This window comes from Microvirga mediterraneensis (assembly GCF_013520865.1).
Classification (GTDB): Bacteria; Pseudomonadota; Alphaproteobacteria; order Rhizobiales; family Beijerinckiaceae; genus Microvirga; species Microvirga mediterraneensis.
Window position 1 is genome coordinate 2,646,110 of record NZ_JACDXJ010000001.1, and the last position, 24,551, is coordinate 2,670,660.

The 24,551-nt window shown below is 63.9% G+C and carries 18 protein-coding genes; 11 read left to right on the top strand and 7 right to left on the bottom strand.

What is annotated here, in order from left to right:
- Positions 1-99 precede the first annotated feature (99 nt).
- Positions 100-1,023, bottom strand: coding sequence for a DMT family transporter (locus H0S73_RS12640; RefSeq protein WP_181052495.1), 924 nt, complete (start codon positions 1,021-1,023; stop codon positions 100-102).
- A gap of 93 nt (positions 1,024-1,116) precedes the next feature.
- Entirely contained in the window at positions 1,117-1,422 is a 306-nt protein-coding gene (locus H0S73_RS12645) for a hypothetical protein (protein WP_181052496.1), read from the bottom strand.
- Positions 1,423-1,799: 377 nt separating this feature from the next.
- Here H0S73_RS12645 and purT point away from each other — a divergent pair, with 377 nt between their 5' ends.
- From purT to H0S73_RS12665, 4 genes are all read left to right on the top strand, one after another.
- Entirely contained in the window at positions 1,800-2,972 is a 1,173-nt protein-coding gene (gene purT, locus H0S73_RS12650) for a formate-dependent phosphoribosylglycinamide formyltransferase (RefSeq protein ID WP_181052497.1), read from the top strand.
- 147 nt (positions 2,973-3,119) lie between these two features.
- Positions 3,120-5,240, top strand: a complete 2,121-nt coding sequence (locus H0S73_RS12655; protein ID WP_181052498.1) for a PAS domain-containing protein — start codon at positions 3,120-3,122, stop codon at positions 5,238-5,240.
- Positions 5,240-5,671 carry a response regulator gene (locus tag H0S73_RS12660; RefSeq protein WP_181052499.1) on the top strand — a complete coding sequence of 144 codons (432 nt, stop codon included), beginning with the start codon at positions 5,240-5,242 and terminating at the stop codon, positions 5,669-5,671. Before H0S73_RS12655 ends, H0S73_RS12660 begins: the two co-directional genes overlap by 1 nt.
- Positions 5,668-6,720 (top strand): sensor histidine kinase, encoded by a 1,053-nt coding sequence (locus H0S73_RS12665; protein WP_181052500.1) that lies wholly within the window; start codon positions 5,668-5,670, stop codon positions 6,718-6,720. Before H0S73_RS12660 ends, H0S73_RS12665 begins: the two co-directional genes overlap by 4 nt.
- A 14-nt stretch (positions 6,721-6,734) precedes the next feature.
- On the opposite strand, the gene H0S73_RS12670 is transcribed toward H0S73_RS12665, so the two are convergent.
- Positions 6,735-7,076: a hypothetical protein gene (locus tag H0S73_RS12670; RefSeq protein ID WP_181052501.1), complete on the bottom strand. Its 342-nt coding sequence runs from the start codon at positions 7,074-7,076 to the stop codon at positions 6,735-6,737.
- A gap of 414 nt (positions 7,077-7,490) precedes the next feature.
- On the opposite strand from H0S73_RS12670, the gene H0S73_RS12675 reads away from it, so the two are divergent.
- Positions 7,491-9,134 (top strand): Na/Pi cotransporter family protein, encoded by a 1,644-nt coding sequence (locus H0S73_RS12675; protein WP_181052502.1) that lies wholly within the window; start codon positions 7,491-7,493, stop codon positions 9,132-9,134.
- Between the two features lie 6 nt (positions 9,135-9,140).
- Here the strand turns inward: H0S73_RS12675 and H0S73_RS12680 are convergent, their stop codons facing one another.
- A complete protein-coding gene (locus tag H0S73_RS12680; protein ID WP_181052503.1) occupies positions 9,141-9,341 on the bottom strand; it encodes a hypothetical protein in 201 nt (66 codons plus the stop codon).
- Between the two features lie 127 nt (positions 9,342-9,468).
- Here H0S73_RS12680 and gcvA point away from each other — a divergent pair, with 127 nt between their 5' ends.
- Complete coding sequence (gene gcvA / locus H0S73_RS12685) at positions 9,469-10,404, top strand: transcriptional regulator GcvA (RefSeq protein WP_181052504.1); 936 nt, start codon at positions 9,469-9,471, stop codon at positions 10,402-10,404.
- Positions 10,405-10,425: 21 nt separating this feature from the next.
- Here the strand turns inward: gcvA and mdoH are convergent, their stop codons facing one another.
- Together mdoH and H0S73_RS12695 are read right to left on the bottom strand one after the other, a co-directional pair.
- Positions 10,426-12,621, bottom strand: a complete 2,196-nt coding sequence (gene mdoH, locus H0S73_RS12690) for a glucans biosynthesis glucosyltransferase MdoH (RefSeq protein WP_181052505.1) — start codon at positions 12,619-12,621, stop codon at positions 10,426-10,428.
- Positions 12,597-14,117, bottom strand: a complete 1,521-nt coding sequence (locus tag H0S73_RS12695; RefSeq protein ID WP_246388851.1) for an OpgD/OpgG family glucan biosynthesis protein — start codon at positions 14,115-14,117, stop codon at positions 12,597-12,599. The genes mdoH and H0S73_RS12695 overlap by 25 nt, the downstream gene beginning before the upstream one ends.
- A gap of 235 nt (positions 14,118-14,352) precedes the next feature.
- Here H0S73_RS12695 and glmU point away from each other — a divergent pair, with 235 nt between their 5' ends.
- From glmU to H0S73_RS12710, 3 genes are all read left to right on the top strand, one after another.
- On the top strand, positions 14,353-15,729 hold the full coding sequence (gene glmU / locus H0S73_RS12700) for a bifunctional UDP-N-acetylglucosamine diphosphorylase/glucosamine-1-phosphate N-acetyltransferase GlmU (RefSeq protein ID WP_181052506.1): 1,377 nt from the start codon (positions 14,353-14,355) through the stop codon (positions 15,727-15,729).
- A gap of 111 nt (positions 15,730-15,840) precedes the next feature.
- Positions 15,841-17,667: a glutamine--fructose-6-phosphate transaminase (isomerizing) gene (gene glmS, locus H0S73_RS12705; protein ID WP_181052507.1), complete on the top strand. Its 1,827-nt coding sequence runs from the start codon at positions 15,841-15,843 to the stop codon at positions 17,665-17,667.
- Positions 17,664-18,233, top strand: a complete 570-nt coding sequence (locus tag H0S73_RS12710; protein WP_181052508.1) for a GNAT family N-acetyltransferase — start codon at positions 17,664-17,666, stop codon at positions 18,231-18,233. Before glmS ends, H0S73_RS12710 begins: the two co-directional genes overlap by 4 nt.
- Here H0S73_RS12710 and recG read toward each other — a convergent pair.
- A complete protein-coding gene (gene recG / locus H0S73_RS12715) occupies positions 18,185-20,302 on the bottom strand; it encodes an ATP-dependent DNA helicase RecG (RefSeq protein ID WP_181052509.1) in 2,118 nt (705 codons plus the stop codon). The two genes, H0S73_RS12710 and recG, sit on opposite strands and share 49 nt — an antisense overlap.
- A gap of 89 nt (positions 20,303-20,391) precedes the next feature.
- Here recG and H0S73_RS12720 point away from each other — a divergent pair, with 89 nt between their 5' ends.
- Both H0S73_RS12720 and mfd read left to right on the top strand, forming a co-directional pair.
- Positions 20,392-20,688, top strand: coding sequence for an FAD assembly factor SdhE (locus H0S73_RS12720; RefSeq protein ID WP_181052510.1), 297 nt, complete (start codon positions 20,392-20,394; stop codon positions 20,686-20,688).
- A gap of 271 nt (positions 20,689-20,959) precedes the next feature.
- Positions 20,960-24,481, top strand: a complete 3,522-nt coding sequence (gene mfd, locus H0S73_RS12725) for a transcription-repair coupling factor (RefSeq protein ID WP_181052511.1) — start codon at positions 20,960-20,962, stop codon at positions 24,479-24,481.
- Positions 24,482-24,551 lie beyond the last annotated feature (70 nt).

Genomic DNA, 24,551 nt, shown 5'->3' on the forward strand with positions numbered 1-24,551 from the left:
CGGCTCGACGATCGAGCGATCAGAGCCCTAGGGAGGCGGAGATAGGGCGGCCTGAGGCTGGAGAAAACGACCGCAGGCGCAGAAGTCGCACCCTCGGGATCACGAACGCGACAGAGGAGAGGCGACGCTCTCGGTCGGGGCCGACCCGGCCGGAGCCGGATCCGGCGGCTGGTCGCGCTTGAGGGTCTGCTCCCGCGCGAAGATAAACAGGCCGGCGGCCACGACGATGAAGATGCCGACCAGAGCCATGGCATCGGGCCATTCGTCGAAGAACAGCGCGCCGATGGCCAGGGCCCAGAGGATCTGGCTGTACTGGGCTGCTCCCAGGCGATCAGCCGGGGCGTATTGGGTCGCGATGATGAACAGGGCCTGGGCGACGAAGGCGGTTGCGGCAAAGGCGAGCAACAGCACCCATTGATGGCTCGCCGGCCAGGCGAACCCCGGGATCATCAGGATGCCGGCGATGGCGGTCGTCGCCAGGAAGACGGTTCCAATCAGGGTGAAACGCTTCTCCGTATGTCCGATCATCCTGCCCGTGATGACGCCGCCCGCCGCGCACAGAGCTCCCGCGAGCGCAGCCATGTGGCCGGGCAGAAGTTCCTTGAATCCGGGGCGAACGATGATCAGGACGCCGATGAAGGCGGCGCAGACGGCAAGGCCGCGGCGCCACCTGACATGCTCCTTCAGGATGAAGATCGACAGGATCGTCACGAGGCTCGGCATCAGGAATAAAAGGGCGAACGCTTCGGCGAAGGGCAGGCTCCGGAAGGCCATGACGCTGAGCGGCGTCGTGATGGCGATCAGGAACACCCGCAGTCCCATGAGCCAGGGCCTTTTCCATCGCACGAGGTCGACGAGTCTGTCGCCGGGTTTCATGAAGACCGGCGAGAGGAGAAATGGGATGAGGTACCCGAAGAATGTCACCTCGAAGGGGTCGAGACCATGGCCGATCTCTTTTACCACCGCGTCGCCCCAGGCGAAGACGGCAAAGGCAAGAAAAGCGAGAACGATACCTTTGACCATGGTCCAACAATCCCGCGGGCGGCGGTGGTGAGGATGCGAAAGGACTGCCTGTCGCGACCGGCGCGCCCAGATGGGATCAAGACGATAAGGGAATTATCTCGGCATGACGAGGCGCGGGCGCTTGCGCTCGACCACCACGACCTTCGGCCCGTCCGCCCGCTCGGGCATCAGCACGCGCTCGGGAAGCCGCTCGGACCGGCGGGGTAGGGGCGCCGACTTCAGCACGACGGGACGCACCTCGTCCTCAGGAAGCCCCATAAGCTGCGCGGCAATCTCGACCTGGCTCTCGATATCATCCGTAAGGCCCTGGGCCGCGATGATCGCCTCCTCGAGAACTGGGGGTTCCACGCGGGTCACACGCCGGTTCCGGCCTTCGGACGATCTCTTTTTCGCTAGCATTGGACTTCTCCTGGGCAGACCCCTTAACCCATTGATCTTCCGATTGCGTAATGCGCGATTGAGACGGCAGGGCTGCATTCAGCGCAAGCGAGGCTGAAATCCTGTCCATGATCCTGAACGCGACCCGATGGTGACTTGATCCATGAGGCGCGGCGAAAATGCGGAAAGCAGCCCATTTTTGCCGGGCGCCTGGATCGGCGCCAATCTATGTGAATAAAGCCCATCGATGATCGAGTTGACGGCGCCGGGACTCGACCGCGCCATGCCGGTCGGCCATTGATGGCCTTCAGCAATGGCTCATCGGCTCCTATCTGGAACATGAGCTTGGCAAGTTGCCAACCGGGCGTCGCAGCCCGCCCCTAAGGAAAGGCATTCCCGTGTTCACAGCCAAGATTCTTCTCCTCGGATCGGGCGAACTCGGCAAGGAGTTCGTGATCTCGGCCAAGCGCTATGGTTGCCATGTGGTGGCCTGCGACAGCTATCCCGGCGCTCCCGCCATGCAGGTTGCGGACGAGGCCGAGGTCTTCTCCATGCTCGACGCGGAAGCTCTCGAACGCGCTATCGAGAAGCACCGGCCCGATTTCATTGTTCCGGAGATCGAGGCGATCCGCACCGAAGTGCTGCAGGATTTCGAGGACAAGGGCTTCACGGTCGTTCCTTCCGCCCGGGCCGCCTCGCTGACCATGAACCGCGACCGGATCCGGGAGCTTGCCGCGACCGAACTCGGCCTGCGCACCTCGAAGTACCGTTATGCGGAGAGCCTGGAGGAAGTCAGGGCAGGGGCCGAGCACACGGGCCTGCCCTGCGTGATCAAGCCCGTCATGTCGTCTTCGGGCAAGGGGCAGAGCACGGTGCGCACCGCCGACCAGCTGGAACAGGCCTGGAGCGACGCCGTGGCGAACATGCGCGGAGACCGGAAGAAGGTGATCGTCGAGGAGTTCATCGCGTTCGAGTACGAAATCACCCTCCTGACGATCCGCTCCCGTGAGGGCGTCTCGTTCTGCGAGCCCATCGGTCACCGTCAGGAGCGGGGCGATTATCAGGAATCCTGGCAGCCGACTCCCATGACCGAGAAGCTGCTCTGGGAAGCTAAGGACATGGCCCGGAAGGTTGTCGACAATCTCGGCGGGGACGGCATCTTCGGGGTCGAGTTCTTCGTCCCCCGCCACGAGGTAATCTTCTCCGAGCTCTCGCCGCGTCCGCACGATACGGGGCTTGTGACGCTTCTCTCTCAGAACCTGTCGGAATTCGATCTTCATGCCCGCGCCATCCTCGGCCTGCCGATCCCCCAGGTCCGGCTGCACGGCCCCACCGCCTCGGCGGTGATCCTGGCTGATCGGGAGTCCGAGCGGTTCAAGATCGAAGGGTTGCCGGAGGCTCTCGCACTCGGATCGGCGGATTCCGACGTGGAGGTGCGCATCTTCGGGAAGCCCACCACCCGGAAACATCGCCGCATGGGTGTCGCCCTGGCCTCCGGACGGACGGTCGAGGAGGCGCGTGAACAAGCCCGGCAGGCGGCTGCCAGGGTGCGGATCGAGTACGATAGCTGAGCGCGTCCGCTCAAGCTTCGCGTGTCGCATCGGTCACAGAGACCGGATGAATCACCTGGCCCTATGGCGCTCGCCATGGAGCAGCCTAGATTTGGACGAATTGTGTCCGGCATCAACGAGGGGGCTGGCGGCTGACCAGCATTGCGATTGAAGACGATCAACTTTGAAGCGCTGTTCAGCGCCTCGCCCAACCCCTATGTGCTGCTCGACCTCTCCCTCACCATTGTCGGGATGAACGACGCCTACCTCAAAGCGACCATGCGCCAGCGGGAAGACCTGATCGGGCGCAATATGTTCGATGCGTTTCCGAGCGATCCGGATTCTCCGAGCCATCGGCAATTGCGCGGCTCCTTCGACAAGGTCATTCGCGAGAAGTCCGCCGACTATATATCGTTAATCGAATACGCCATTCCCTTGCCTAATGGACAGGGCTTCGAGGAGCGCTTCTGGAGCGCCACCCATACGCCGCTTTTCAACCAGGCGGGAGAATTGGCCTTCATCCTCCAGCACACGGTCGACGTGACGGAGCTCCATCGGCTGCGAAATCTGGCTAAGAGCACGGTCCTGTCATCCGGCCCGTCAGCCCTGATCGAAACGGACATGTTCCGTCGGGCCCAGGCGGTCCAGCAGGCGAACGAGGTGCTCAACGCGGAGCAGCAGCGCCTCCGGGGGCTTTTCCAGCAGGCGCCAGGGTTCATGGCGGCTCTGAGCGGGCCGGACCATGTCTTCACCATGGCCAACACGGCCTATCTCCAAGTGGTGGGCCGCGAAAACCTTATCGGCAAGCCTGTTCGCGAGGCTCTCCCGGAGGTGGTGGAACAGGGTTTCATCCAGCTTCTCGACCGCGTTTATAAGAGCGGTCAGCCTTTCGTGGGACGAAGCATCCGCATCTTCCTGGAACAGGGCAACGGGGATGCTCAGGACGAACGCTTTCTGGATTTCGTCTATCAGCCGATTTTCGACCCCAATGGACAGGTGTCCGGCATCTTCGTGCAGGGGCACGACGTTACCGAGCAGAAGCGCACCGAGGAGGCTCTCCGGGAAAGCGAGGAGCGGTTCCGCGCCATCGCCAATTCGATCGATCAGATGATCTGGGCGACGCAGCCCGACGGCTTTCACGATTACTACAATCAGCGCTGGTATGAGTATACGGGTGTCCCGGAGGGCTCGACCGACGGCGAGGCGTGGAACGGCATGTTCCATCCCGAGGACCAGGAGCATGCATGGACTGTGTGGCGCCAATGCTTGAAGACGGGTGAGCCCTATCACATCGAGTATCGACTGAGGCATCGCTCCGGCGAGTACCGCTGGGTCCTCGGCCGGGCGCAGCCGGTGCGCGACGAGGAGGGGCTTATCAAACGCTGGTTCGGAACCTGCACCGACATCCACGATTTCAAGCAGGCCCAGGATGCGCTTCGGGAGAGCCGGGAGCGCGCTCTTCGTACCGAGGCGGAAACCCGCAGGCTGGCGTCGGTCCTGGCCGAGCGGGTCACGGAACTCGACGCGGCGAACGAGGAAATCCAGCGCTTCGCCTACATCGTCAGCCACGATCTGCGGGCCCCTCTCGTCAACATCATGGGGTTCACCAGTGAGCTTGAAGGCGTTCAAGCGCAGATCGAGCAGCTCTATAGGAATATGCAGCAGGCCGATCCCAGCTTGATCTCGCCGACCGTTCGCGAGGCCATCGAGGCCGATCTGCCGGAGGCCATCGGCTTCATCCGATCTTCGACGGTCAAGATGGACAAGCTGATCGGGGCCATCCTGAAGCTCTCCCGGGAGGGAAGGCGGGTCCTGGCACCGGAGCCGATCAGCATGGCCCAGATGCTCGAGGCGCAGCGCCGAAGCGTCGCACACCAATTGTCCGAGCGAGGCGCAGAACTTTTTCTGGAGCCTGTTCCCGATCTCACCAGCGACCGGCTTGCCATCGAGCAGATCTTCGGGAACCTCATCGACAATGCCGTGAAGTATCTTGACCCATCCCGGCCAGGCAGGATCGTGGTTCGGGGGCACGATCTCGGAGCCAGCGTCGTCTACGAGATCGAGGATAACGGGCGGGGAATCGACCCCAAGGATTTCGAACGGATCTTCGACCTGTTCCGCCGCTCCGGTGTCCAGGATCAGCAGGGCGAGGGAATCGGGCTTGCGCATGTGCGCGCTCTTGTGCGAAGGCTCGGCGGCACGATTTCCGTATCGTCAAGCCCAGGGGAAGGCTCGACCTTCACCGTCGTCCTGCCAAGCTATCCCAATATGAGTTCGGAAGCCGCCTGATGCCCCAGCAACAGCCTGTTACCATCATTATGGTCGAGGACGACGAAGGACATGCCCGCCTGATCGAGAAGAACATCCGCCGGGCCGGCGTGTGCAATGAGCTCAGGACCTTCGCCAGCGGGACGGCAGCCCTGGAGCACCTGTTCAGCGACGAAGTGCGCAATGCGGGCCCGTTCCTGGTTTTGCTCGACCTTAACCTGCCGGACATGAATGGGGTCGACATTCTCGCCAAGCTGAAAAGCGACGAGAAGCTGAAGCGTGCTCCCGTTGTCGTACTCACGACCACCGACGATCAGCGCGAAGTGCAGCGTTGTTACGATCTCGGCGCCAATGTCTACATCACCAAGCCGGTGGAATACGAGTCCTTCTCGCAGGCCATTCGCCAGCTCGGGCTCTTCCTTTCCGTCATTCAGGTTCCCGAAAACCTATGAGCCCGGGTGCCGCGGAATCCGCGCCGATCCGGCTTCTGTACATCGATGACGATCATGGGCTGGGCCGCTTGGTCGAGCGGTCTCTCTCACGCCATGGCTTTGAGGTCAGACATGCCCTCAGCGGCGATGAGGGGCTGAGCCGGCTTGCCGCCGAGCGGTTCGACGTGGTCGCTCTCGATCATTTCATGCCCGGCAAGGAAGGTCTCGAGGTCCTCACCGAAATTCGAACCCTTTCCGACCCGCCGCCGGTCGTCTACGTGACCGGAGCCGATGAAGGCAGGATCGCGGTCGCGGCGCTTAAGGCGGGAGCGGCCGATTACGTGATCAAGGATGTCGGCGGGGTCTTCCTCGATCTCCTCCGGACGGCAGCCGAGCAGGCTCTGGCCGCTGAGAGGCTCCGGCAAGAGAAGGAAGCCGCCGAAAGGGAGATGCGGGAGGCGCGCGAGCGGGCCGAGATGCTGCTGCGCGAGGTCAATCACCGCGTCGCCAACAGCTTGCAGCTGGTCGCGTCCCTCGTTGCCATGCAGCAGCGGGCACTCGGCAGCGATACGGTTGCGAGGGATACGCTGACCGAAACGCAGAGCCGCATCACGGCCATCTCGCACATCCACCGGCGCCTTTACACCTCCAACGATGTGCGCTTCGTCGAGATGGACACTTATCTGGAAGGGCTCGTGGAGGAACTCGAAGGCGCGATGCGTGCAGCCGGGCGGGAGCATACGATCACGTTGCAGGCTCAGCCGGTGTCGATCCCGACCGACAAGGCCGTCTCGGTGGGCGTGATCGTGACGGAGCTTGTCACGAACGCCTTCAAATATGCCTACCCGGCCGGCACAGCCGGCGATATCCGGGTTGCCCTGTCCTCCGACGGTGGGCATGCGGTGCTCATCGTCGAGGATGACGGGATCGGATGGAAGGGGACCGGGGTGGTACAGGGAAGCGGCCTTGGCACGAAAATCGTGAAGGCCATGGCATCCAATCTGCAATCCGCCATCGAGTTCGAGCAGAAATATTCAGGGACCCGGGCCGTCGTTTCCTTCGCAATCTGAACTGCCTGAAACGCTCAGCGGGACTGGTTGTTCTTCGAGACACCGCCGCTCAGGCGGGCTCGAATTTCTGCGACAATGATATTCAGCTCCCGTTGCAGCCGATTGAGCCGCGAGAGCAATTCTCCGTCCGGCATCCCCGTCGTGTTCGGTCGCTCCTCTCCATTGGGTGCGGCATGCGTCATGCTCCGCAACTCCTCCAATGTCGTCGGGCCGATATTGGGGACGGTCAACCACTGGGCATCTGAGATGCTGGCGACCTCGCGGATGGTGGGGCACCGCCCTTTGAACTCAGCCAGGATCGCCCCCCGGACACGTCCGGAGCATTTCTCGATTGGAAATGGATCATCCAAACCCATCTCACGCCCTCGCACACCAACCAGTGAGATCCCGTCCATCAATGCCCGCCACCCTGGAACTTAGCTTTTAGGACCTTCAATGCGTAACGATTATATGCAGAAAAGAGCAGACGACCTTTAGGGGATGAGGACATGCGTTAGGAGTAGCCAAATTGATAATGGCCGAAAGCTCCGCTGTTCTTGCGTTAATGCAAGATCCCACAATCCAAGCGGAAGCGGGCGGAGCATGCCCGCATGTCCGTTGCGCTTCTCTGCCTTTCCTTTGGGACAGGTCTGCGACTCGTCGCTTCCTAGGCGATTTTCTGAATATTAATCCGGCACATGATCATTATTAGCCGGCAACCTTATTGCCGTCGCGGCCTTTGGTGGGTAAGCAGGGGAATTGTGCCTTGTTTCGCGAATCCAGAGGGCTGAATGTCTGCAACCTCCGTCTTGATCAACCTCTTCGGTGAGATCGCCCTGCTTCTCTGGGGCATCAACATGGTCAACAGCGGGGTGCAGCGCGCGTTCGGAAGCGATCTGCGCTGGATTCTCGGGATGGCGCTGCGGACGCGCCTGCAGGCCTTCCTCGCCGGCCTCGGCGTGACGACGGTTCTTCAGAGCAGCACGGCAACGGCATTGATGGTGGCATCCTTCACTGCGGGCGGCGCCGTCGACATCGTTCCGGCCCTGGCCGTGATGCTCGGCGCGAATGTGGGCACGACGCTCATCGTACAGGTGCTTTCGTTCGACGTGTCGCTGATCTTCCCGGCCCTGATCTTCGGCGGTTTCGTTGCCTATCGCCGCGGAAGGACGAGCCGGATCAAGGATCTCGGCCGCGTGACCATCGGCCTCGGGTTGATGCTGCTGTCGCTCCATCTCCTGAGCGAAACCATCAGACCCATCGAGTCGTCGAAGGTCATCAAGGACCTTCTCGCCGTCATAGCGCCCGATCCGCTGATCCTGGTGCTTCTGTCTGCGATCTTCGCATGGCTCGCCCATTCCAGCGTTGCTGCGCTGCTCTTCATCATGTCGCTCGCGGGCGCAGGCGTGATCGACGCCCATTCGGCCCTGGTGATGGTGCTGGGCGCCAATCTCGGCAGCTCCCTCAACCCGCTGCTGGAGGGTACCGGCGGGGATCCGGTCAAACTGCGTGTGCCGTTCGGCAACTTCGCCATGCGGGTCATCGGCTGCCTTGTGACGTTTCCGCTGATCGATCCGATCCTGTCCGCCATGGCGGTGTTCGACCCGCATCCGGAACGTCTGGCGGCGAACTTCCACACGCTGTTCAATCTCGTGGTCGCGGCACTCTTCATCCTGCCGCTGCCCTGGATCGCGGATCTCCTGCTGAAGGTCTTCCCGGAGAAGCTGCGTGCCTCCGATCCGGGCACGCCGCAATATCTCGACAAGGATGCTCTCGATACCCCGTCCGTGGCCCTGTCAAACGCCGCCCGTGAAGTCCTGCGGATGGTCGACACCGTCGAGTCCATGCTGAGGAGCTCCCAGGATCTCTTCCGGGAGGACGATATCAGCCGGGTCGATCAGGTGAGCCGCACGGATGACGTGCTCGACAGGCTGTTCAGCGCGATCCGCCGCTATCTGAGTTCGATCAACCATGAGACCTTGAGCGAGGCGGAGGCGAAGCGCCTCTCGGACATCCTCGCCTTCGCCATCAACCTTGAACATGTGGGCGACATCATCGACAAGAACCTGATGGAACTGGCCGCCAAACGCATCAAGAACCATCTGCGCCTGCCGAAGGACAGCCTGGAAGACATTACCAGCATGCACGGGAAGCTCCTGGAGCATCTGCAGCTTGCGGCATCGGTCCTGATGTTCCAGGACCTGGGCTCCGCCCGAAGGCTCGTCTCCGAGAAGGAGCGGTTCCGGGATCTCGAGCGCGCGGTCGCGCAGAAGCACCTCGAACAGCTCCGGTCCGGACGGGCCGTCGGCGATACCAGTGCGCTTCAGCTCGACATCGTGCGCGATCTCAAGCGTATCGAGGCGCATATCGCCTCGACCGGGCATTCGCTCCTCGAACAGAGCGGTGAACTCAAGCCCAGCCGCCTGACGTCCTGATAGGAGCTACATCTTATCCATTAGGGCGCGCCAATCCATATAGCGGACAGGCTCGGGCAGGCCGATGTCGCGCCGTTCGTGATCGGATAGGGCGCCCAGGTCCCGGATGATGGGTGCCGTCTTGCGGAAATCTGGGCGGAACCAGAGCTTCAACCGCAGCCAAGGGTTCTCGACGCCGCGAAGGCGGCGGGCATCTTCGTATCTCATGACAGCCTACCGTGAAGGTTTGCCAGGGCTTCAGCGCCTCTGGTGATGGGAGTGAAGATGCACCTGTCGGGAGACCTTGACAAAGCGAATGCCAATGGGCTGGCATAAGGTAGCCTTATGGATCGTCATGCCTAGACCACCGTCCAAACTGCCACCCATGAGCGCCGTCAGAGTCTTCGAGGCGGCGGCGCGCCATCAAAGTTTTACCCGCGCGGCCGAGGAACTCGGAATGACGCAGGCCGCCGTGAGCTATCAGATCAAGATCCTGGAAGATCGGGTCGGGGCGCCGCTGTTCAATCGCCTTCCCCGACAGGTGACGCTGACGGCAAAGGGCCGCCAGCTCGCGCCGGCGATCACGGAAGCCTTCGAGGCCTTGCGCAATGCGTTCTCGGGTGTCGAAGATGCGGTTCAATCGGTCCTGTCGCTCACGACCCTGTCCACCTTCGCATCCAACTGGCTCGTGCCGCGCCTGGGACGTTTCCGGCAGATTCACCCGAACATCGCCGTTCAGATCTCGGTCTCGACCGAGATGGTGGAGCTTGCTCGCAGCGAATTCGATATCGGCATCAGGAGCGGCACGGGAGAATGGCCGGGGCTTGAGAGGCATGCTCTGTTTCCCAACCAGTTCATACCCGTCTGCAGCCCGGACCTGCTCCAAGGCGTCGACGTGCGCGAGCCCATCGACATCCTCAAGCTTCCGCTCATCTCGCCGGGTGATCCCTGGTGGCAGGATTGGTTCACCGCCGCAGGAGAGCCGAATGTCGATCTCTCGCGACGTCCGGACAATTCCCTGGGGGTGCAGCAGCTCGAGGGCATGGCGGCTATCGCCGGCCAGGGCGTCGCGCTCATCAACCCCTTTTTCTTTCCCGAGGATCTGGCCTCGGGACGTCTGGTAAAGCCGTTCGATATGCTGGCTACCACGGACCGGAGCTATTGGCTGGTCTATCCGAAGGCCCGGAGGCGCTCCGCCAAGATCGAAGCATTCAGGGATTGGGTGTTGAGCGAAGTGGCGGGCGACAGCGAGGCGGCGGATTGCAGGGTCGGTACGAAAACCGGGGCATGACGCCCCGGTTTCAAAGGATTTTTATTCAGCCGCCTGAGCCTCTATGGGCTTGGTCTTCAAATGCACGAGCATGTCGATCAGCGCGCGGTCGTGGAGAACGACCATCCGCTCTTTGTTATGCAACCAGCTGACCGCATCGTCGATCGTTTCGGCATCGTCGAGTTTGGCCTCCGCGAGGGCGCGCTCCGTCTCGATCGTGCCACGCTTGCGCGGCAGGGCAGGCGGCAGCATTTCCACGTGCCGTTCCCGTAGATTGGCATCCTCATAGATGGCCCGGAGGCTGTCGGCATCGTCAAAGCCGAAGGTGGCGTTGCGGGCCTGCAGCTCGTTCGCTCGCATCGCGATGGCTGGCGGCTGATGCTCCTCTGGAGTGCGCAGAAGCCCCAGGCGTTTCAAGGCCAGGCCGGCGCCGAGCTGGCCGCTGAGCCAGGACAGGGGAATTGCGAGCAGGAGGCCGATGATCGTGGGGGACATCCACAGGAACAGGGATGTTGCGATCATGAAGGCCGAGATTCCCGCCAGGACGCCAAGAACCGTATGGGCCCGGTGGCGGCGGACAATGTCCTTGAACGGGATGGATCCGTCGTCGCGGCGCTGGGGCTGCCAGCCCGTGTCGCGCCCGAGCAGGATCTGGAAGACCGAGCCCGATTGGATGAGCATCAGGATCGGCGCCAGGAGTGCCGAGAGGATGATCTCGATCGTGGACGAGATGATGAGCCTGATGCCTCCTCCCGACGCCCGTCGGTCGCTGCCGCGGATGAGCATCAGCAGAAGACCGAAAATCTTCGGCGCCAGCAGGATTCCCATGGTCAGCGCGAAGAGCGCCAGGGCTCGCTCGGGATCGAACCGGGGCCAGATCGGATAGAGGCGGAAGTCCCGGGCGAAATATTCCGGCCGGATATAAGTGGTCTGCAGGACGAGCGCGATACCGACGATCAGCTGGAACAGCCAGAACGGCGAAGCCAGATAGGACATGATGCCGGTGGCGAAATGCTGCCGGGTCGGCAGTTTCAGGCCTTTGGCCGTGATGACCCGCATGTGCTGCAGGTTGCCTTGGCACCAGCGCCTGTCGCGCGCCGACAGGTCGATCAGGGACGGCGGGCTTTCCTCATAGGAGCCCTGCAGGTCCGCCAGCATATAGACGGACCAGCCCGCACGGCGCAGGAGCGCCGCCTCGACGAAGTCATGGCTCAGGATATGGCCGCCGAAGGGAGGCTTACCCTTCAGGTCCGGCAGGCCGCCATGAGCCGCGAAAGCCCGGGTGCGGATAATCGCGTTGTGACCCCAGTAATTGCCGTCGCGGCCCATCCAGACCGCCAGGCCCATGGCGATGACGGGGCCGGTGACCCTGGCAGCATATTGCTGGAGCCGGGCAAAGAGCGTGTTGCGGTTGATGATGAGCGGCAGTGATTGAATGATGCCCGCATCGGGATCGGCTTCCATGGCGGCGGCCAGCCGCACGATGCACTCGCCGGTCATGAGGCTGTCGGCATCGAGCACGAGCATGTGCTCGTAATGTCCGCCCCACCGGGAGACGAAATCGGCAATGTTGCCGGCCTTGCGGTGATGGTTCTTCTGGCGATGGCGGTAATAGAACCGCGCTCCGGGGCCGAGACGCTCCCTTAGGGCAAGGAACGCCCGCTCCTCCGCCACCCAGGCATCCGGATTGGTGGTGTCGGACAGAATGAAATAATCGAAATGCTCGCCAAGCCCGGTCGCCTCGACCGATTCATAGATGGCTTCCAGGGCGGCATAAGTCCGGTCCGTCTGCTCGTTGTAGACGGGCATGACGATCGCGGTGCGCTGCTGCAGCGAAGCAGGCAGGGGGCCTCTGTGTCCGGGACGCCGCAGCAGGGCCAGAAAACCCAGGAGGGCGCTGGTGAACGCGACTGCGATCCACGAGAAGTTCACCGTGAACAGCGCAACGAGGACCCACTGGAGCGCCGTCGTACGGCTCACCGACACGACTTGGTACATCTCGTAGGTGCCGTAGCCCGTCAGCAGCAATCCGCCTCCGAAGACGAACAGGCGGGCGAGCCAGGTTCCCAATCTGGGATGCTGGTGCAGCGGCCGGCGCTCCTCCTTGTCCGACCAGCGGCGAAGCGACTGGGTCGGCATGTCGAGGTGCTTTTCGGGCGGCATAGAGGGTGCAGGCCGTCCGAGGGCGGCCACATTCGGGTTTGAGTCGGGACCTATGGTGTCCAACGATAAAGCCATGTCTCGCTAATCGGTTTCCCGCCTGCTTCAAGGATCAGGCGCATCTCACACGCGTTTTCGTTGCCCGGGTCAAGCTCGAACGCAACACGTACTGTCTTTCGTTCCGGATATGGCAAAAGTTTGAGGTTCTGAAACGTTCCAGGGCCAACGGTCAGAACCGATTTTAGGTCCGTCGGCAGATTGTCACCCAGTGCATCGGCCGTAAAGTCGACCGTGAACCGCCGTCTTCTGCCCCCGCTGCCCCGGCCTGAGCGCGTGGCCGATACGGTGGCGAGCGGCGGCCGTTCAGGCGCGTTCCATCCCCAGGATTGCCGGTATGCAATGGCAACTTCGGACCCGGCCGCCATCGGTGCCTTGGGGCGCCAATAGGTTAGGATGTTGTCATTGATTTCCGAGTCGGTTGGGATTTCGAGCAGCTGAACGCTGCCTTGGCCCCAATCGCCCAGTGGTTCGATCCAAAGGCTCGGCTTGCGCTCGAAACGCTGGTCGTCGTCCTGGAAGGCTTCATAGGACCGCTCCCGCTGCAGCAGGCCGAATCCCCGAGGGGAGCTGTCGACGAATGCCGAGATCTGGAGAGTCTCGGGATTATGCAATGGACGCCACAGCCATTCGCCCGAGCCATTCAGCATCTGAAGCCCGGAGGATTCGTAGACAGCCGGGCGTATGTCGTCCGAGTTGAGAAGATCGTTCGGCCCATAGAGATAGGTCGACGCAATGCCGCCGAGACCCACATGCTCTAAGTTGACGCGAGGGAAGAGGGTCATCTCCACGTCGACGATGGTCATGTCGCCCGGACGGAACGTCATGCGCACCGCACCGGTGGTCGATTCCGAATCGAGGACGCCATGCACGGTGATGGCGTTACTCCCCACAGCAGGGCGCTCGAGCCAGAATGCGCGGAAAACGGGAAATTCCTCACCGCGTGCCTCGGCAGGCCGCAAGGTCAGGGCACGGGCGATGGCGCCATAGGACTGGCCGCGTGCGATGGCCCGAAAGAAGGTTCCGCCTTGAACGAAGGCGAAGTCGAACGGTTTTCCGTTTCCGAGCTGCGCGATCAGCTTGAAGCCCGAAAATCCGATATCCGGCAGATTGTTCGGCGGATTGATGCGGCCATAGTCGAACAGGGTGGGATTGAACCCGATCCGGCGGACGGCCCCATCCTCCACGAGGTACAAATCCACCGCATCCCTGAAGACGAAACCGCGATGGAGCGGCTCAACGGAGATGCCGCGGTTGTCCGTACTCCAGATGGCCGGCTGATTGTAGCGGATGGTGGAGTATTGCTCCTGATTCAGGTTGCCGAACACATCCGGCAGATCGTTCGGGGCTGCCACATAAGGCTTTTTGGAGAGCTGCCGTGCGATATCGATCACGACCGCCGGGTCGAAACGCTGATTCTCGCCCATCCTTGCCGAAATCGTCGCTTGGGGTGTTTGGGCTCGGACGGCTGGCGCGTATGCGAGCCCGGCGACGGAGACGCCGATATAGGCCAGCATGTCGCGCCGGCGAAGATGGAAAGGGGAGGAGCCCCTTGGCGGAACCGGCACAGCGATACTCTTGTATGAACGAGGCTCTTCAGCCAGACAGTTGGAATGCCCTATACATATCGACAATCGTGAGCATGAAGTAAACGAGGCCGGTGGTGGAAACCGCCTCATTCACTATGAAAAGATTGCCGAAATACCCCTTCCGACTAAGCTCGATGCTAAAGTGCCACCGGATTGAAACTGTATGACCTCGACTGATTCCTTCAAGACGCCATCACCCCGGAGCTGCCTCGCCGTCGTTCTGGCTGCGGGCGAAGGGACCCGGATGAAATCCGGGAAGCCCAAGGTTCTTCATCAGGTGGCCGGCCGCTCCATGGTCGGCCATGTGCTTGCCACCCTCTCGAAAGCCGGTGCCACGAGTGTCGCGGCGGTGATCGGACCGGACCGTGAAGACGTGGCGAAAGAGGTGCGGAAGAGCTTTCCCGAGGCACGGATCTACATCCAGAAGGACCGGCTCGGCACGGCCCATGCGGTCCTGAGCGCTCGGGAATCTCTCGGTCACGGGGCCGATGACGTCATCATTGCCTTCGGCGATACGCCCCTCGTTCTGGCCGAGACCTTCGCCAAGCTCAGGGCCCCGCTTGCGCAAGGAGCCGGCGTGGTCGCGATGGGCTTTCATGCGAAGGATCCCACAGGCTATGGCCGCTTCATCACGGCGGGCAATGAGCTTCTGGCCATCCGCGAGCACAAGGACGCGAGCGAGGCCGAACGGGAGATCACGCTCTGCAATGGCGGATTGATGGCGATCCGCGGCGATTTGGCGCTCACGTTGCTCGACCGGGTCGGGAACGACAACACCAAGGGCGAATACTATCTCACCGACATCGTAGAGATTGCCCGAACCCTTGGGCATCAGACAGCCATCGTGGTCGTGCCCGAAGAAGAGGTTCACGGGGTCAATGACCGGGCACAGCTCGCAGCGGCCGAGAGGATCATCCAGGGCCGCCTGCGCCGGGAAGCCATGGCATCGGGTGTGACCCTCGTAGCTCCGGAGACGGTCTTCTTCAGCCATGATACGCGGCTTGGCCAGGATGTGGTCGTGGAACCCCATGTGGTCTTCGGGCCCGGCGTGGTCGTCGAGGAAGGCGCCGTCGTTCACAGCTTCAGCCACCTCGAGGGAACCCGGATCGCATCGGGAGCTGGCGTCGGGCCCTTCGCACGCCTGCGCCCCGGCGCTCTGATCGGCCCCAAGGCGAAGGTCGGCAATTTCGTCGAGATCAAGAACACGGAACTCGGCGCCGGCGCCAAGGTGAGCCACCTGACCTATCTGGGCGATGCCAGCATCGGGGCCGAGGCGAATATCGGCGCAGGCACGATCACCTGCAATTACGACGGTTTCGGTAAATACCGGACCGAGATCGGCGAGGGAGCGTTCATCGGCTCCAATTCTTCGCTCGTGGCTCCCGTCACCATCGGCAAGGGAGCATTTGTCGGATCCGGATCGGTTATTACGGACAATATCCCTGATAACGCCTTGGGTCTCGGCCGCGGTCGACAGAGTGTAAAGGAAGGCTGGGCCCTGGAGTTCAGGGAGAAGGCCAAGGCCGCCAGGAAGACATAACGGCTGCTGTCACAATAGGTTACGCAAGTTGATTCCGCTCCAGAGCCGAGCTTCTGTAAGGAAAGCTCGAACCTTAGCGGCTGTCGGATTGGATCGGGGAAGTTTCAGGGCATGTGCGGAATCGTTGGAATCGTTGGAAAGACTTCTGTCGCGCCACAGATCGTGGAGGCTCTCAAGCGGCTGGAGTATCGAGGTTACGATTCCGCCGGCGTCGCGACCCTGGAGGCGGGCCGGCTCGACCGTCGGCGAGCCGAAGGCAAGCTGCGCAACCTGGAGACCAAGCTCTCGCAGGCGCCCCTCTCCGGCGTCATCGGCATCGGCCATACCCGCTGGGCCACCCACGGCAAGCCCAACGAGACCAATGCCCATCCGCACGCGACCGATAAGCTCGCGGTCGTCCATAACGGCATCATCGAGAACTTCCGGGAGCTGAAGACGGGGCTCGAGGCCAAGGGGATCCGCTTCGAGACGGAGACCGACACCGAAGTGGTGGCTCAGCTCGTGACCTACGAGATCCGCCAGGGACGCCCTCCCATCGAGGCCGTCGCCGTGACCCTGCCGCGCCTGCGTGGCGCCTTTGCATTGGGCTTCCTGTTCTCGGGCGAGGATGATCTCCTCATCGGCGCCCGCCACGGCGCGCCGCTCGCCATCGGCTATGGCGAGGGCGAGATGTATCTCGGCTCCGACGCGCTGGCGCTGGCGCCGTTCACCGACGAGGTGGTCTATCTGGACGATGGCGATTGGGCGATCCTGACCCGCCGGGGAGCCGATATCCGGGACGAGAGCGGCAAGCCGGTCCAGCGGGCCCGCCACAAGATCCCGGCAGGATCCTTCCTTGCCGATAAGGGCAACTACCGCCATTTCATGGCCAAGGAGATCCACGAGCAGGCGGAGGTCGTGGGCCGCACGCTCGCACATTATGTCAACTTCGCGTCCGAACGCGTTGAACTGCCTGTCGAATTGCCGTTCGATTTCAGGGAGCTGAGAAAGATCTCGATCTCCGCCTGCGGGACGGCTTATCTGGCGGGCCTGATCTCGAAATACTGGTTCGAGCGATTGGCGCGCATCCCGGTCGAGATCGATGTCGCGTCCGAATTCCGTTATCGGGAGGCTCCGCTGGAGCCCGGCGGGCTGGCGCTCTTCGTGTCCCAATCGGGCGAGACGGCGGATACGTTGGCGTCGCTGCGCTATGCCACGGCCGAGAAGCAGCATACGCTCTCCGTGGTGAACGTTCCGACATCCACCATGGCGCGGGAGAGCAACATCATCGCCCAGACGCTCGCGGGTGTCGAGGTGGGCGTGGCCTCGACCAAGGCCTTCACCTGCCAGCTCACGGTGCTCCTGTCTCTTGCCATCGCGGCCGGGCGGGCGCGGGGTACGCTCAGCGCCGAGGACGAGAAGGAGCTGGTGAACGCCCTCATGGCTATCCCCGGTCATATGACCGAGGCGATGAAGCGCGAGCATCAGATCGAGATCCTCGCCCGGGAGCTCTCCAAGGCCAAGGATGTGCTCTATCTCGGGCGCGGCACGTCCTATCCGCTCGCCATGGAAGGAGCCCTGAAGCTCAAGGAAATCTCCTATATCCACGCGGAAGGCTATGCGGCCGGGGAGCTCAAGCACGGTCCCATCGCTCTCATCGACGAGACGATGCCCGTGATCGTGATCGCTCCGCACGACAACGTCTTTGAGAAGACGGTGTCCAACATGCAGGAGGTGGCCGCCCGGGGCGGCCGCATCATCCTCATCACGGACGAGCGCGGGGCGCTGGAGGCCGGTCTCGACACCATGGCGACCATCGTCATGCCGTCCGTTCATCCCATCGTGGCGCCGATCGTGAACGCCGTTCCGATCCAGCTGCTCGCCTATCACACGGCCGTTTTCATGGGCAAAGACGTTGATCAGCCGCGCAATCTCGCGAAATCCGTGACGGTGGAGTGAACCCAGCCGGTTTCTCCATCCGCCTAGCGCGTTCGGGCGACCTGGACCGCCTCGGTCCTGTCGAGCGTTCCGCCGCGTCCGTTTTTCGGGACGTCGGCCTCGTGTGGCTCGCCGACGGCGATACCATGGATCCCGGCGTCCTGGCCGACCTGTGCCGGAGCGGAACCCTGTGGGTGGCGGCAGACGAGCGCGATGAGCCGGTCGGCTTCCTTGCCGGCCACGAGCTGGATGGATCGTTCTACATCGCGGAGGTCTCGGTGGCCGGATCGCACCAGCGCCGGGGCATTGGCATTCGGTTGGTAGAAGCTGCCATCAATCATGGCAGGCGACTGGGATTCGGTGCCATTACGCTCACGACCTATCGCGACCTGTCGTGGAACGGGCCGTTTTATGCCAGGCTGGGCTTCGCCGAGGTCGATCCGGACGAGGTCGGACCCCGGCACCGGGAGAAGCTGCGGGAGGAGGCGGAGGCCGGACACGATCCGGCCCGGCGCTGCGTCATGGCTTTGCGTCTCGATCAGCCCGCCCTCAGCAGCCGGATCGCCGAGTCCCGCTCGAACAAGTAGAGCAGCACCCGCAGCGCCTGTCCCCGCCCGCTGACGAGATCGGGGTCGCGGTCGACGATCAGGCGGGCGTCGTCCCGGGCGGCTCCGAGGAGATCGCCGTCCGTCTCCAGGCGGGCGAGCTTGAAGCCGGGCGTGCCGGATTGGCGCGTCCCCAGGACCTCGCCCTCGCCGCGCAGGCGCAGGTCCTCCTCGGCGATGCGGAACCCATCCTCGGTCTGGCGCATCATCTCGAGCCGCGCCTGGGCGACCTGACCCAGCGGACCCTTGTAGACCAGGAGGCAGGTCGAGGATTTGGAGCCCCGGCCGATGCGGCCGCGCAGCTGGTGGAGCTGGGCGAGGCCGAAGCGTTCGGCGTGTTCGATCACCATGATCGTGGCGTTGGGCACGTCGACGCCGACCTCGATCACCGTGGTGGAGACCAGGATCTTGGTCTCGCCGCCGGAGAACCGCTCCATGGCGGCGTCCTTGTCCTTGCCGGCCATCTTGCCGTGGACGAGGCCGACCTGATCGCCGAAGAAGCTCTTGAGCATCTCGAAGCGCTCCTCGGCGGCCGCGAGGTCGATGGATTCGGATTCGCCCACGAGCGGGCAGACCCAATAGACCTGATCGCCGTTGGCGATGGCCCGGCCGATGCCGCCGACCACCTCGTCGAGACGGTCGATGGAGATGAGCTTCGTGGCGATGGGCTTGCGGCCGGCGGGCTTCTCGTTGAGCACCGACACGTCCATGTCGCCGAAATAGGTGAGCGCCAGGGTGCGCGGGATCGGAGTGGCGGTCAAGACGAGGATGTCGACCGCCTCGCCCTTGGAGCCGAGCGCGAGGCGCTGGTGCACGCCGAAGCGGTGCTGCTCGTCCACCACGGCGACGCCGAGATCCTGGAACGCGACGCCTTCCTGGAAGAGGGCATGGGTACCGACCGCGATCTGGACGCTGCCGTCGGCGAGCCCCGCCAGGATGGTCCGGCGCGTGACGCCCTTCTCGCGCCCGGTGAGCAGGGCGATGGTCAGGCCCGCCTGTTCGGCCATGGGGGCGAGGCGCTCGTAATGCTGGCGGGCGAGGATCTCGGTCGGCGCCATCATGGCGGCCTGGCGGCCGGCCTCGATGGCGCTCGCCATGGTGAGCAGGCCGACCACGGTCTTGCCCGAGCCCACGTCGCCCTGGAGCAGGCGCAGCATCTTCTTGTCGGAGGTCAGGTCGTGCCGGATGTCCTCGATGGCCTGGGCCTGCGAGCCGGTCAGCCCGAAGGGCAGGGCGGCCTTCAGCCGTTCGACCAGACGCCCGTCTCCGGCATTCGTCCGGCCCGGCAACCGCCGCATGCGGCTCCTCACGAGCGCCAGGGCCAGCTGGGAGGCCAGCAGCTCGTCATAGGCGAGGCGACGGCGCGGGGCGGACTTGGCGATAGCCTCCTCGGAGAGCTGGGAGGCGCTGTCCGGCCGGTGCAGGGCAAGTAGCGCCTGCCGGAAATCGGGCAGGGCGTTCCGGTCGAGCCAGGCGGAATCCTGCCATTCCGGCAGCTGGGGAACGCGGTCGAGAGCGGTTGCGATGTACTTGCCGACCATGCGGGACGAGAGCCCCTCGGTGAGGCCGTACACGGCCTCGACGGCGGGCAGGTCGGCGATGCCCTTCTCGTCCAGGATCCGGTCCGGGTGGACCATCTGGCGCCGTCCGTCCCACAGCTCGATCTTGCCCGACACGTAGCGGCGCTCACCCACCGGCAGGATCTTCTCCAGGCGCGCCTTCTGGCCGTTGAAGAAGACCAGCGTCACGTCCCCGGTCTCATCCTCCACAAGGATCCGGTACGGAGCGCGGCGGCCGGGCGGCGGGGGACGATGCCCTACGACGGTCACGGAGAGCGTCACCGGCTCGCCCACGGGGGCATCGGCGACCGAGCCCTTCATCTCGCGGGAGATGCCGCTGGTCGGCACGTGGAACAGCAGGTCCACGACGCGCGTGGGCTTGCCCGGCTCGCCGAGGAGGCGGTCCAGCAGGGGGGCGATCTTCGGCCCGACGCCGGGCAGGGTGTTGGCGGGGGCGAAGAGCGGATCGAGAATGGACGGACGCAAGGACATTCAAATGGGTGGCAACGGGAAGGGAGATGGTTATATAGCCGCCAAGCCGCCCGGATGCGACGGCATCTTTGATCGATCGGAGCAAAGCCATGAGCGGAACGACACGCAGCAGCGCCGGCCTCGACACCCGCCGCAGGCAAATCCTGTATCGCTCCTGGCATCGCGGCATGCGGGAGATGGACCTGATCATGGGCCGCTTCGCCGATGCGGAGATCGGCGAGCTGTCCGATGAGGATCTCGACGAATTCGAGCGGCTGATCGAGGTGACGGACCGCGATCTTCTCGGCTGGATCACGGGCGAGATCGAAACGCCCTCCAATTACGACACGCCCCTGTTCAAGAGGCTGAAGGCGTTCCACACTCACACGTCGCCGATTCACAGCTGACGCCACCTTGTCATCCCCGGCGCACACAGTGCGGGAAGGGGATCCAAGGCGCTGAGCACGCGGGTGGATTCCCTTCCCCTCCGCTGCGCTCCGGCCGGGAATGACACCAGGGGAGCCTTCCAGTCGAGATCACCGGCACAGGGCCGCTGATGACGTGGGAGGGATGACAGAAGCCCCGGCCTCGGACTAAACCACAATCCTCTTTACCTCGTTTCGACGAACCGGCCCCTCCGGCCCGCGTTCTTCTTGATCTCTGACCCGATACCTCATCATGAAGCCAGCCCTGACCCGTGCTCTCGACGCCCTGAAAAAGGGGCAAAGCCTGACGCTGTCCAGCGTGCCGGACGGCTTCGACGCGCTTGCCGTCGCCGATCTCGCGCGGGGCCTGTCGGGGCAGGTGGAGGGGCCGGCTGTCCTGGTCCATGTGGCGCGGGACGGGCAGCGGCAGCAGAACTTCGCCAACAGCCTCGCCTTCATCGCGCCCGAGGTCGAGATCCTGACCTTCCCGGCCTGGGACTGCCAGCCCTATGACCGGGTGTCGCCCAACGCGGCGATCACGGCGCAGCGGATGACGACGCTCGCCCGCCTGGCCCGCTCCAGGACTTCCGAGGACAAGCCGCGAATCCTCTCGACCACGGTGAACGCCCTGGTCCAGCGCGTGCCGCCGAAGGCGCGCATCGCGGCCGAGACCTTCTCGGCGGCGCCCGGCAACGTGGTCGACACGACGCAGCTCGTGAACTGGCTCGAGTCCAACGGCTTCCTGCGCACCGGCACCGTGCGAGACACGGGCGAATACGCGGTCCGGGGCGGCATCATCGACCTCTTCCCGGCGGGGCTTCCCAACCCGGTGCGCCTCGACTTCTTCGGCGATGCCCTGGAATCGATCCGCGCCTTCGACCCGGAAACCCAGCGCACGGTCGGGACCCTGCGCTCCCTCGATCTCGTGCCTATGAGCGAGGTCCAGCTCACCACGGAGAGCATCAAGCGCTTCCGGCAGGCCTATGTGGCGGCCTTCGGCGCGCCGACGCGGGACGACCGGCTCTATGAGGCGATCAGCGAAGGACGGCGCTATCCCGGCCTCGAGCACTGGATGCCCTTGTTCCACGACCATCTCGACACGCTGCTCGACTACCTGCCGGGGATCCCGGTGGTCTTCGATACCCTGGCCGACGATGCCGCCGCCGAGCGCCTGGCCCAGGTGAAGGATTATTACGACGCCCGTCGCGAAACCATGGGGCAGAACCAGCCCGGCGTGGCGCCTTATCGCCCGCTCCCGCCGGATGCGCTGTACTTCAAGCCGGACGAATGGTCCGAGCGGACGGCCAAGCTGCCGCTCGCGCGCTTGACGCCCTTCGCCATGCCGGAATCCTCCGGCCGGCTCGTCATCGATTGCGAGGCCCGGCAGGGGCGCAACTTCATCGCCGAACGGGCGGACGAGAACGCCAACGTGTTCGAGGCCGTGGTCCGGCATATCCGCGAACTGCAGGCGGGCAAGAAACGGGTCATGCTCGGCGCGTGGACGGAGGGCTCAAGGGAGCGCCTCTCCCACGTGCTGAAGGATCACGACCTGCACCAGACGAAGCCCATCGCGCGCTTCTCGGACGCGATGGCCTATCCGCGCAACGAGATCCCGGTCGGTATCTGGCCGCTGGAATCGGGCTTCGAGACGGCGGATCTCGCGGTCATCAGCGAGCAGGACATCCTGGGCGACCGTCTCGTGCGCCAGAAGCGCAAGTCGAAGCGGCCGCAGGACTTTTTGACCGAGGTGGCAGCGCTGACCCCAGGCGACCTCGTGGTCCACGTGGATCACGGAATCGGGCGCTTCGAGGGCCTGAAGACCATCGAGGCGGCGGGTGCGCCGCACGATTGCCTCGAACTGCATTATGCGGGTGGCGACCGCCTGTTCCTGCCGGTGGAGAACATCGAGCTTCTGACCCGCTACGGGTCGGAGGAGACGGAAGTCCAGCTCGACAAGCTCGGCGGCGGGGCCTGGCAGGCCCGCAAGGCCCGCATGAAGCAGCGCATCCGCGAGATGGCGGGCGCGCTCATGAAGATCGCCGCCGCGCGCATCCTCAAGGAGGCTCCGCGCCTGACGCCGCCGGAAGGGCTCTACGACGAGTTCGCTGCCCGCTTCCCCTATGACGAGACCGAAGACCAGCTCAACGCCATCGAGGCGGTGCTGGACGACATGGCCTCCGGCCGCCCCATGGATCGCCTCGTCTGCGGCGACGTGGGCTTCGGCAAGACGGAGGTCGCGCTGCGCGCCGCCTTCGTGGCCGCCATGAGCGGCAAGCAGGTGGCCGTGGTGGTGCCGACGACGCTGCTCGCCCGCCAGCATTACCGCACCTTCTGCGACCGCTTCCGCGGCCTGCCGCTCAACGTGGCGCAGGCTTCGCGCTTCGTGCCGGCCGCCGAGATGAAGAAGACCAAGGAGGGCCTCACGGACGGGTCGGTCGACATTGTCATCGGCACCCATGCGGTGCTCGGCAAGACCATCAAGTTCAAGGATCTCGGCCTCATCATCGTCGACGAGGAGCAGCATTTCGGCGTGTCCCACAAGGAGCGCCTGAAGGAGCTGCGCGCCGAGGTTCACGTGCTGACCCTCTCGGCCACGCCGATCCCGCGCACGCTGCAGCTGGCGCTGACGGGCGTGCGCGAGCTGTCCCTGATCACGACGCCGCCGGTGGACCGGCTGGCGGTGCGCACCTTCATCACGCCCTTCGATCCGCTGCTGATCCGCGAGGCGCTGCTGCGTGAACGCTACCGGGGTGGACAGGCGTTTTACGTTGTGCCGCGCCTCGACGATCTCGGCGACGTGAAGGCCTTCCTCGACAAGGAGGTGCCGGAGGCCAAGGTGGCCGTGGCGCATGGCCAGATGGCAGCCGGGCAGCTCGAAGACGTGATGACGGCGTTCTACGAGGGCAAGTACGACATCCTGCTCTCCACCACCATCGTGGAATCGGGCCTCGACATCCCGACCGCCAACACGCTCATCGTCCACCGGGCCGACATGTTCGGCCTGTCGCAGCTCTACCAGCTGCGCGGCCGCGTCGGGCGCTCCAAGACCCGCGCCTATGCTCTGTTCTCGGTTCCGGCCAACAAGACCCTGACCGTGCAGGCCGAGCGGCGCCTGAAGGTGCTCCAGACCCTCGACACCCTGGGCGCGGGCTTCCAGCTTGCCTCGCACGATCTCGACATCCGGGGCGCGGGCAACCTGCTCGGCGAGGAGCAGTCGGGCCATATCAAGGAAGTGGGCTACGAGCTCTATCAGCAGATGCTCGAAGAGGCGGTGGCGCAGCTCAAGGCAGGCATCGAGGAGCCCACGGAGGATCAGTGGTCGCCCACCATCGCGGTCGGCGCGCCGGTGATGATCCCGGAGAGCTACATCGCCGACCTGCAATTGCGGCTCGGGCTCTACCGCCGCCTCTCGACCTTCGAGGCCGACCAGGAGATCGACGCGTTCCGGGCCGAACTGGTGGACCGGTTCGGGCCGGTGCCGTCCGAGGTCGACCAGCTTCTCAAGATCATGGCCATCAAGGTGCTCTGCCGCCGCGCCAACGTGGAGAAGGTGGACGGCGGCCCGAAGGGCATCATCATTTCCTTCCGGGACAATTCCTTCGCCAACCCGACCGGGCTCATCTCCTACGTCACCGAGCAGGCTTCCTTCGCGAAGGTCCGCCCCGACATGAAGATCGTGTTCGTCCGCGACACCGAAACCCCGGACGAGCGCATCAAGGCCGCAACCACGATCCTGCGCAGCCTCGTGCGCATCGCGGAGAAGAAGGCGGCGTAATGAACCTCGAAATTGCCCACCACGTCATGGCCGGGCTTGTCCCGGCCATCCCGACGATGTGAAGCACTGC

Excerpts from the sequence above, each read along its gene's own strand:
- H0S73_RS12640 (WP_181052495.1), bottom strand. The coding sequence starts at position 1,023 with ATGGTCAAAGGTATCGTTCTCGCTTTTCTTGCCTTTGCCGTCTTCGCC.
- H0S73_RS12645 (WP_181052496.1), bottom strand. The coding sequence starts at position 1,422 with ATGCTAGCGAAAAAGAGATCGTCCGAAGGCCGGAACCGGCGTGTGACC.
- H0S73_RS12660 (WP_181052499.1), top strand. The coding sequence starts at position 5,240 with ATGCCCCAGCAACAGCCTGTTACCATCATTATGGTCGAGGACGACGAA.
- H0S73_RS12665 (WP_181052500.1), top strand. The coding sequence starts at position 5,668 with ATGAGCCCGGGTGCCGCGGAATCCGCGCCGATCCGGCTTCTGTACATC.
- H0S73_RS12670 (WP_181052501.1), bottom strand. The coding sequence starts at position 7,076 with ATGGGTTTGGATGATCCATTTCCAATCGAGAAATGCTCCGGACGTGTC.
- H0S73_RS12675 (WP_181052502.1), top strand. The coding sequence starts at position 7,491 with ATGTCTGCAACCTCCGTCTTGATCAACCTCTTCGGTGAGATCGCCCTG.
- H0S73_RS12680 (WP_181052503.1), bottom strand. The coding sequence starts at position 9,341 with ATGAGATACGAAGATGCCCGCCGCCTTCGCGGCGTCGAGAACCCTTGG.
- gcvA (WP_181052504.1), top strand. The coding sequence starts at position 9,469 with ATGCCTAGACCACCGTCCAAACTGCCACCCATGAGCGCCGTCAGAGTC.
- mdoH (WP_181052505.1), bottom strand. The coding sequence starts at position 12,621 with ATGGCTTTATCGTTGGACACCATAGGTCCCGACTCAAACCCGAATGTG.
- H0S73_RS12695 (WP_246388851.1), bottom strand. The coding sequence starts at position 14,117 with ATGCTGGCCTATATCGGCGTCTCCGTCGCCGGGCTCGCATACGCGCCA.
- glmU (WP_181052506.1), top strand. The coding sequence starts at position 14,353 with ATGACCTCGACTGATTCCTTCAAGACGCCATCACCCCGGAGCTGCCTC.
- glmS (WP_181052507.1), top strand. The coding sequence starts at position 15,841 with ATGTGCGGAATCGTTGGAATCGTTGGAAAGACTTCTGTCGCGCCACAG.
- recG (WP_181052509.1), bottom strand. The coding sequence starts at position 20,302 with ATGTCCTTGCGTCCGTCCATTCTCGATCCGCTCTTCGCCCCCGCCAAC.
- H0S73_RS12720 (WP_181052510.1), top strand. The coding sequence starts at position 20,392 with ATGAGCGGAACGACACGCAGCAGCGCCGGCCTCGACACCCGCCGCAGG.
- mfd (WP_181052511.1), top strand. The coding sequence starts at position 20,960 with ATGAAGCCAGCCCTGACCCGTGCTCTCGACGCCCTGAAAAAGGGGCAA.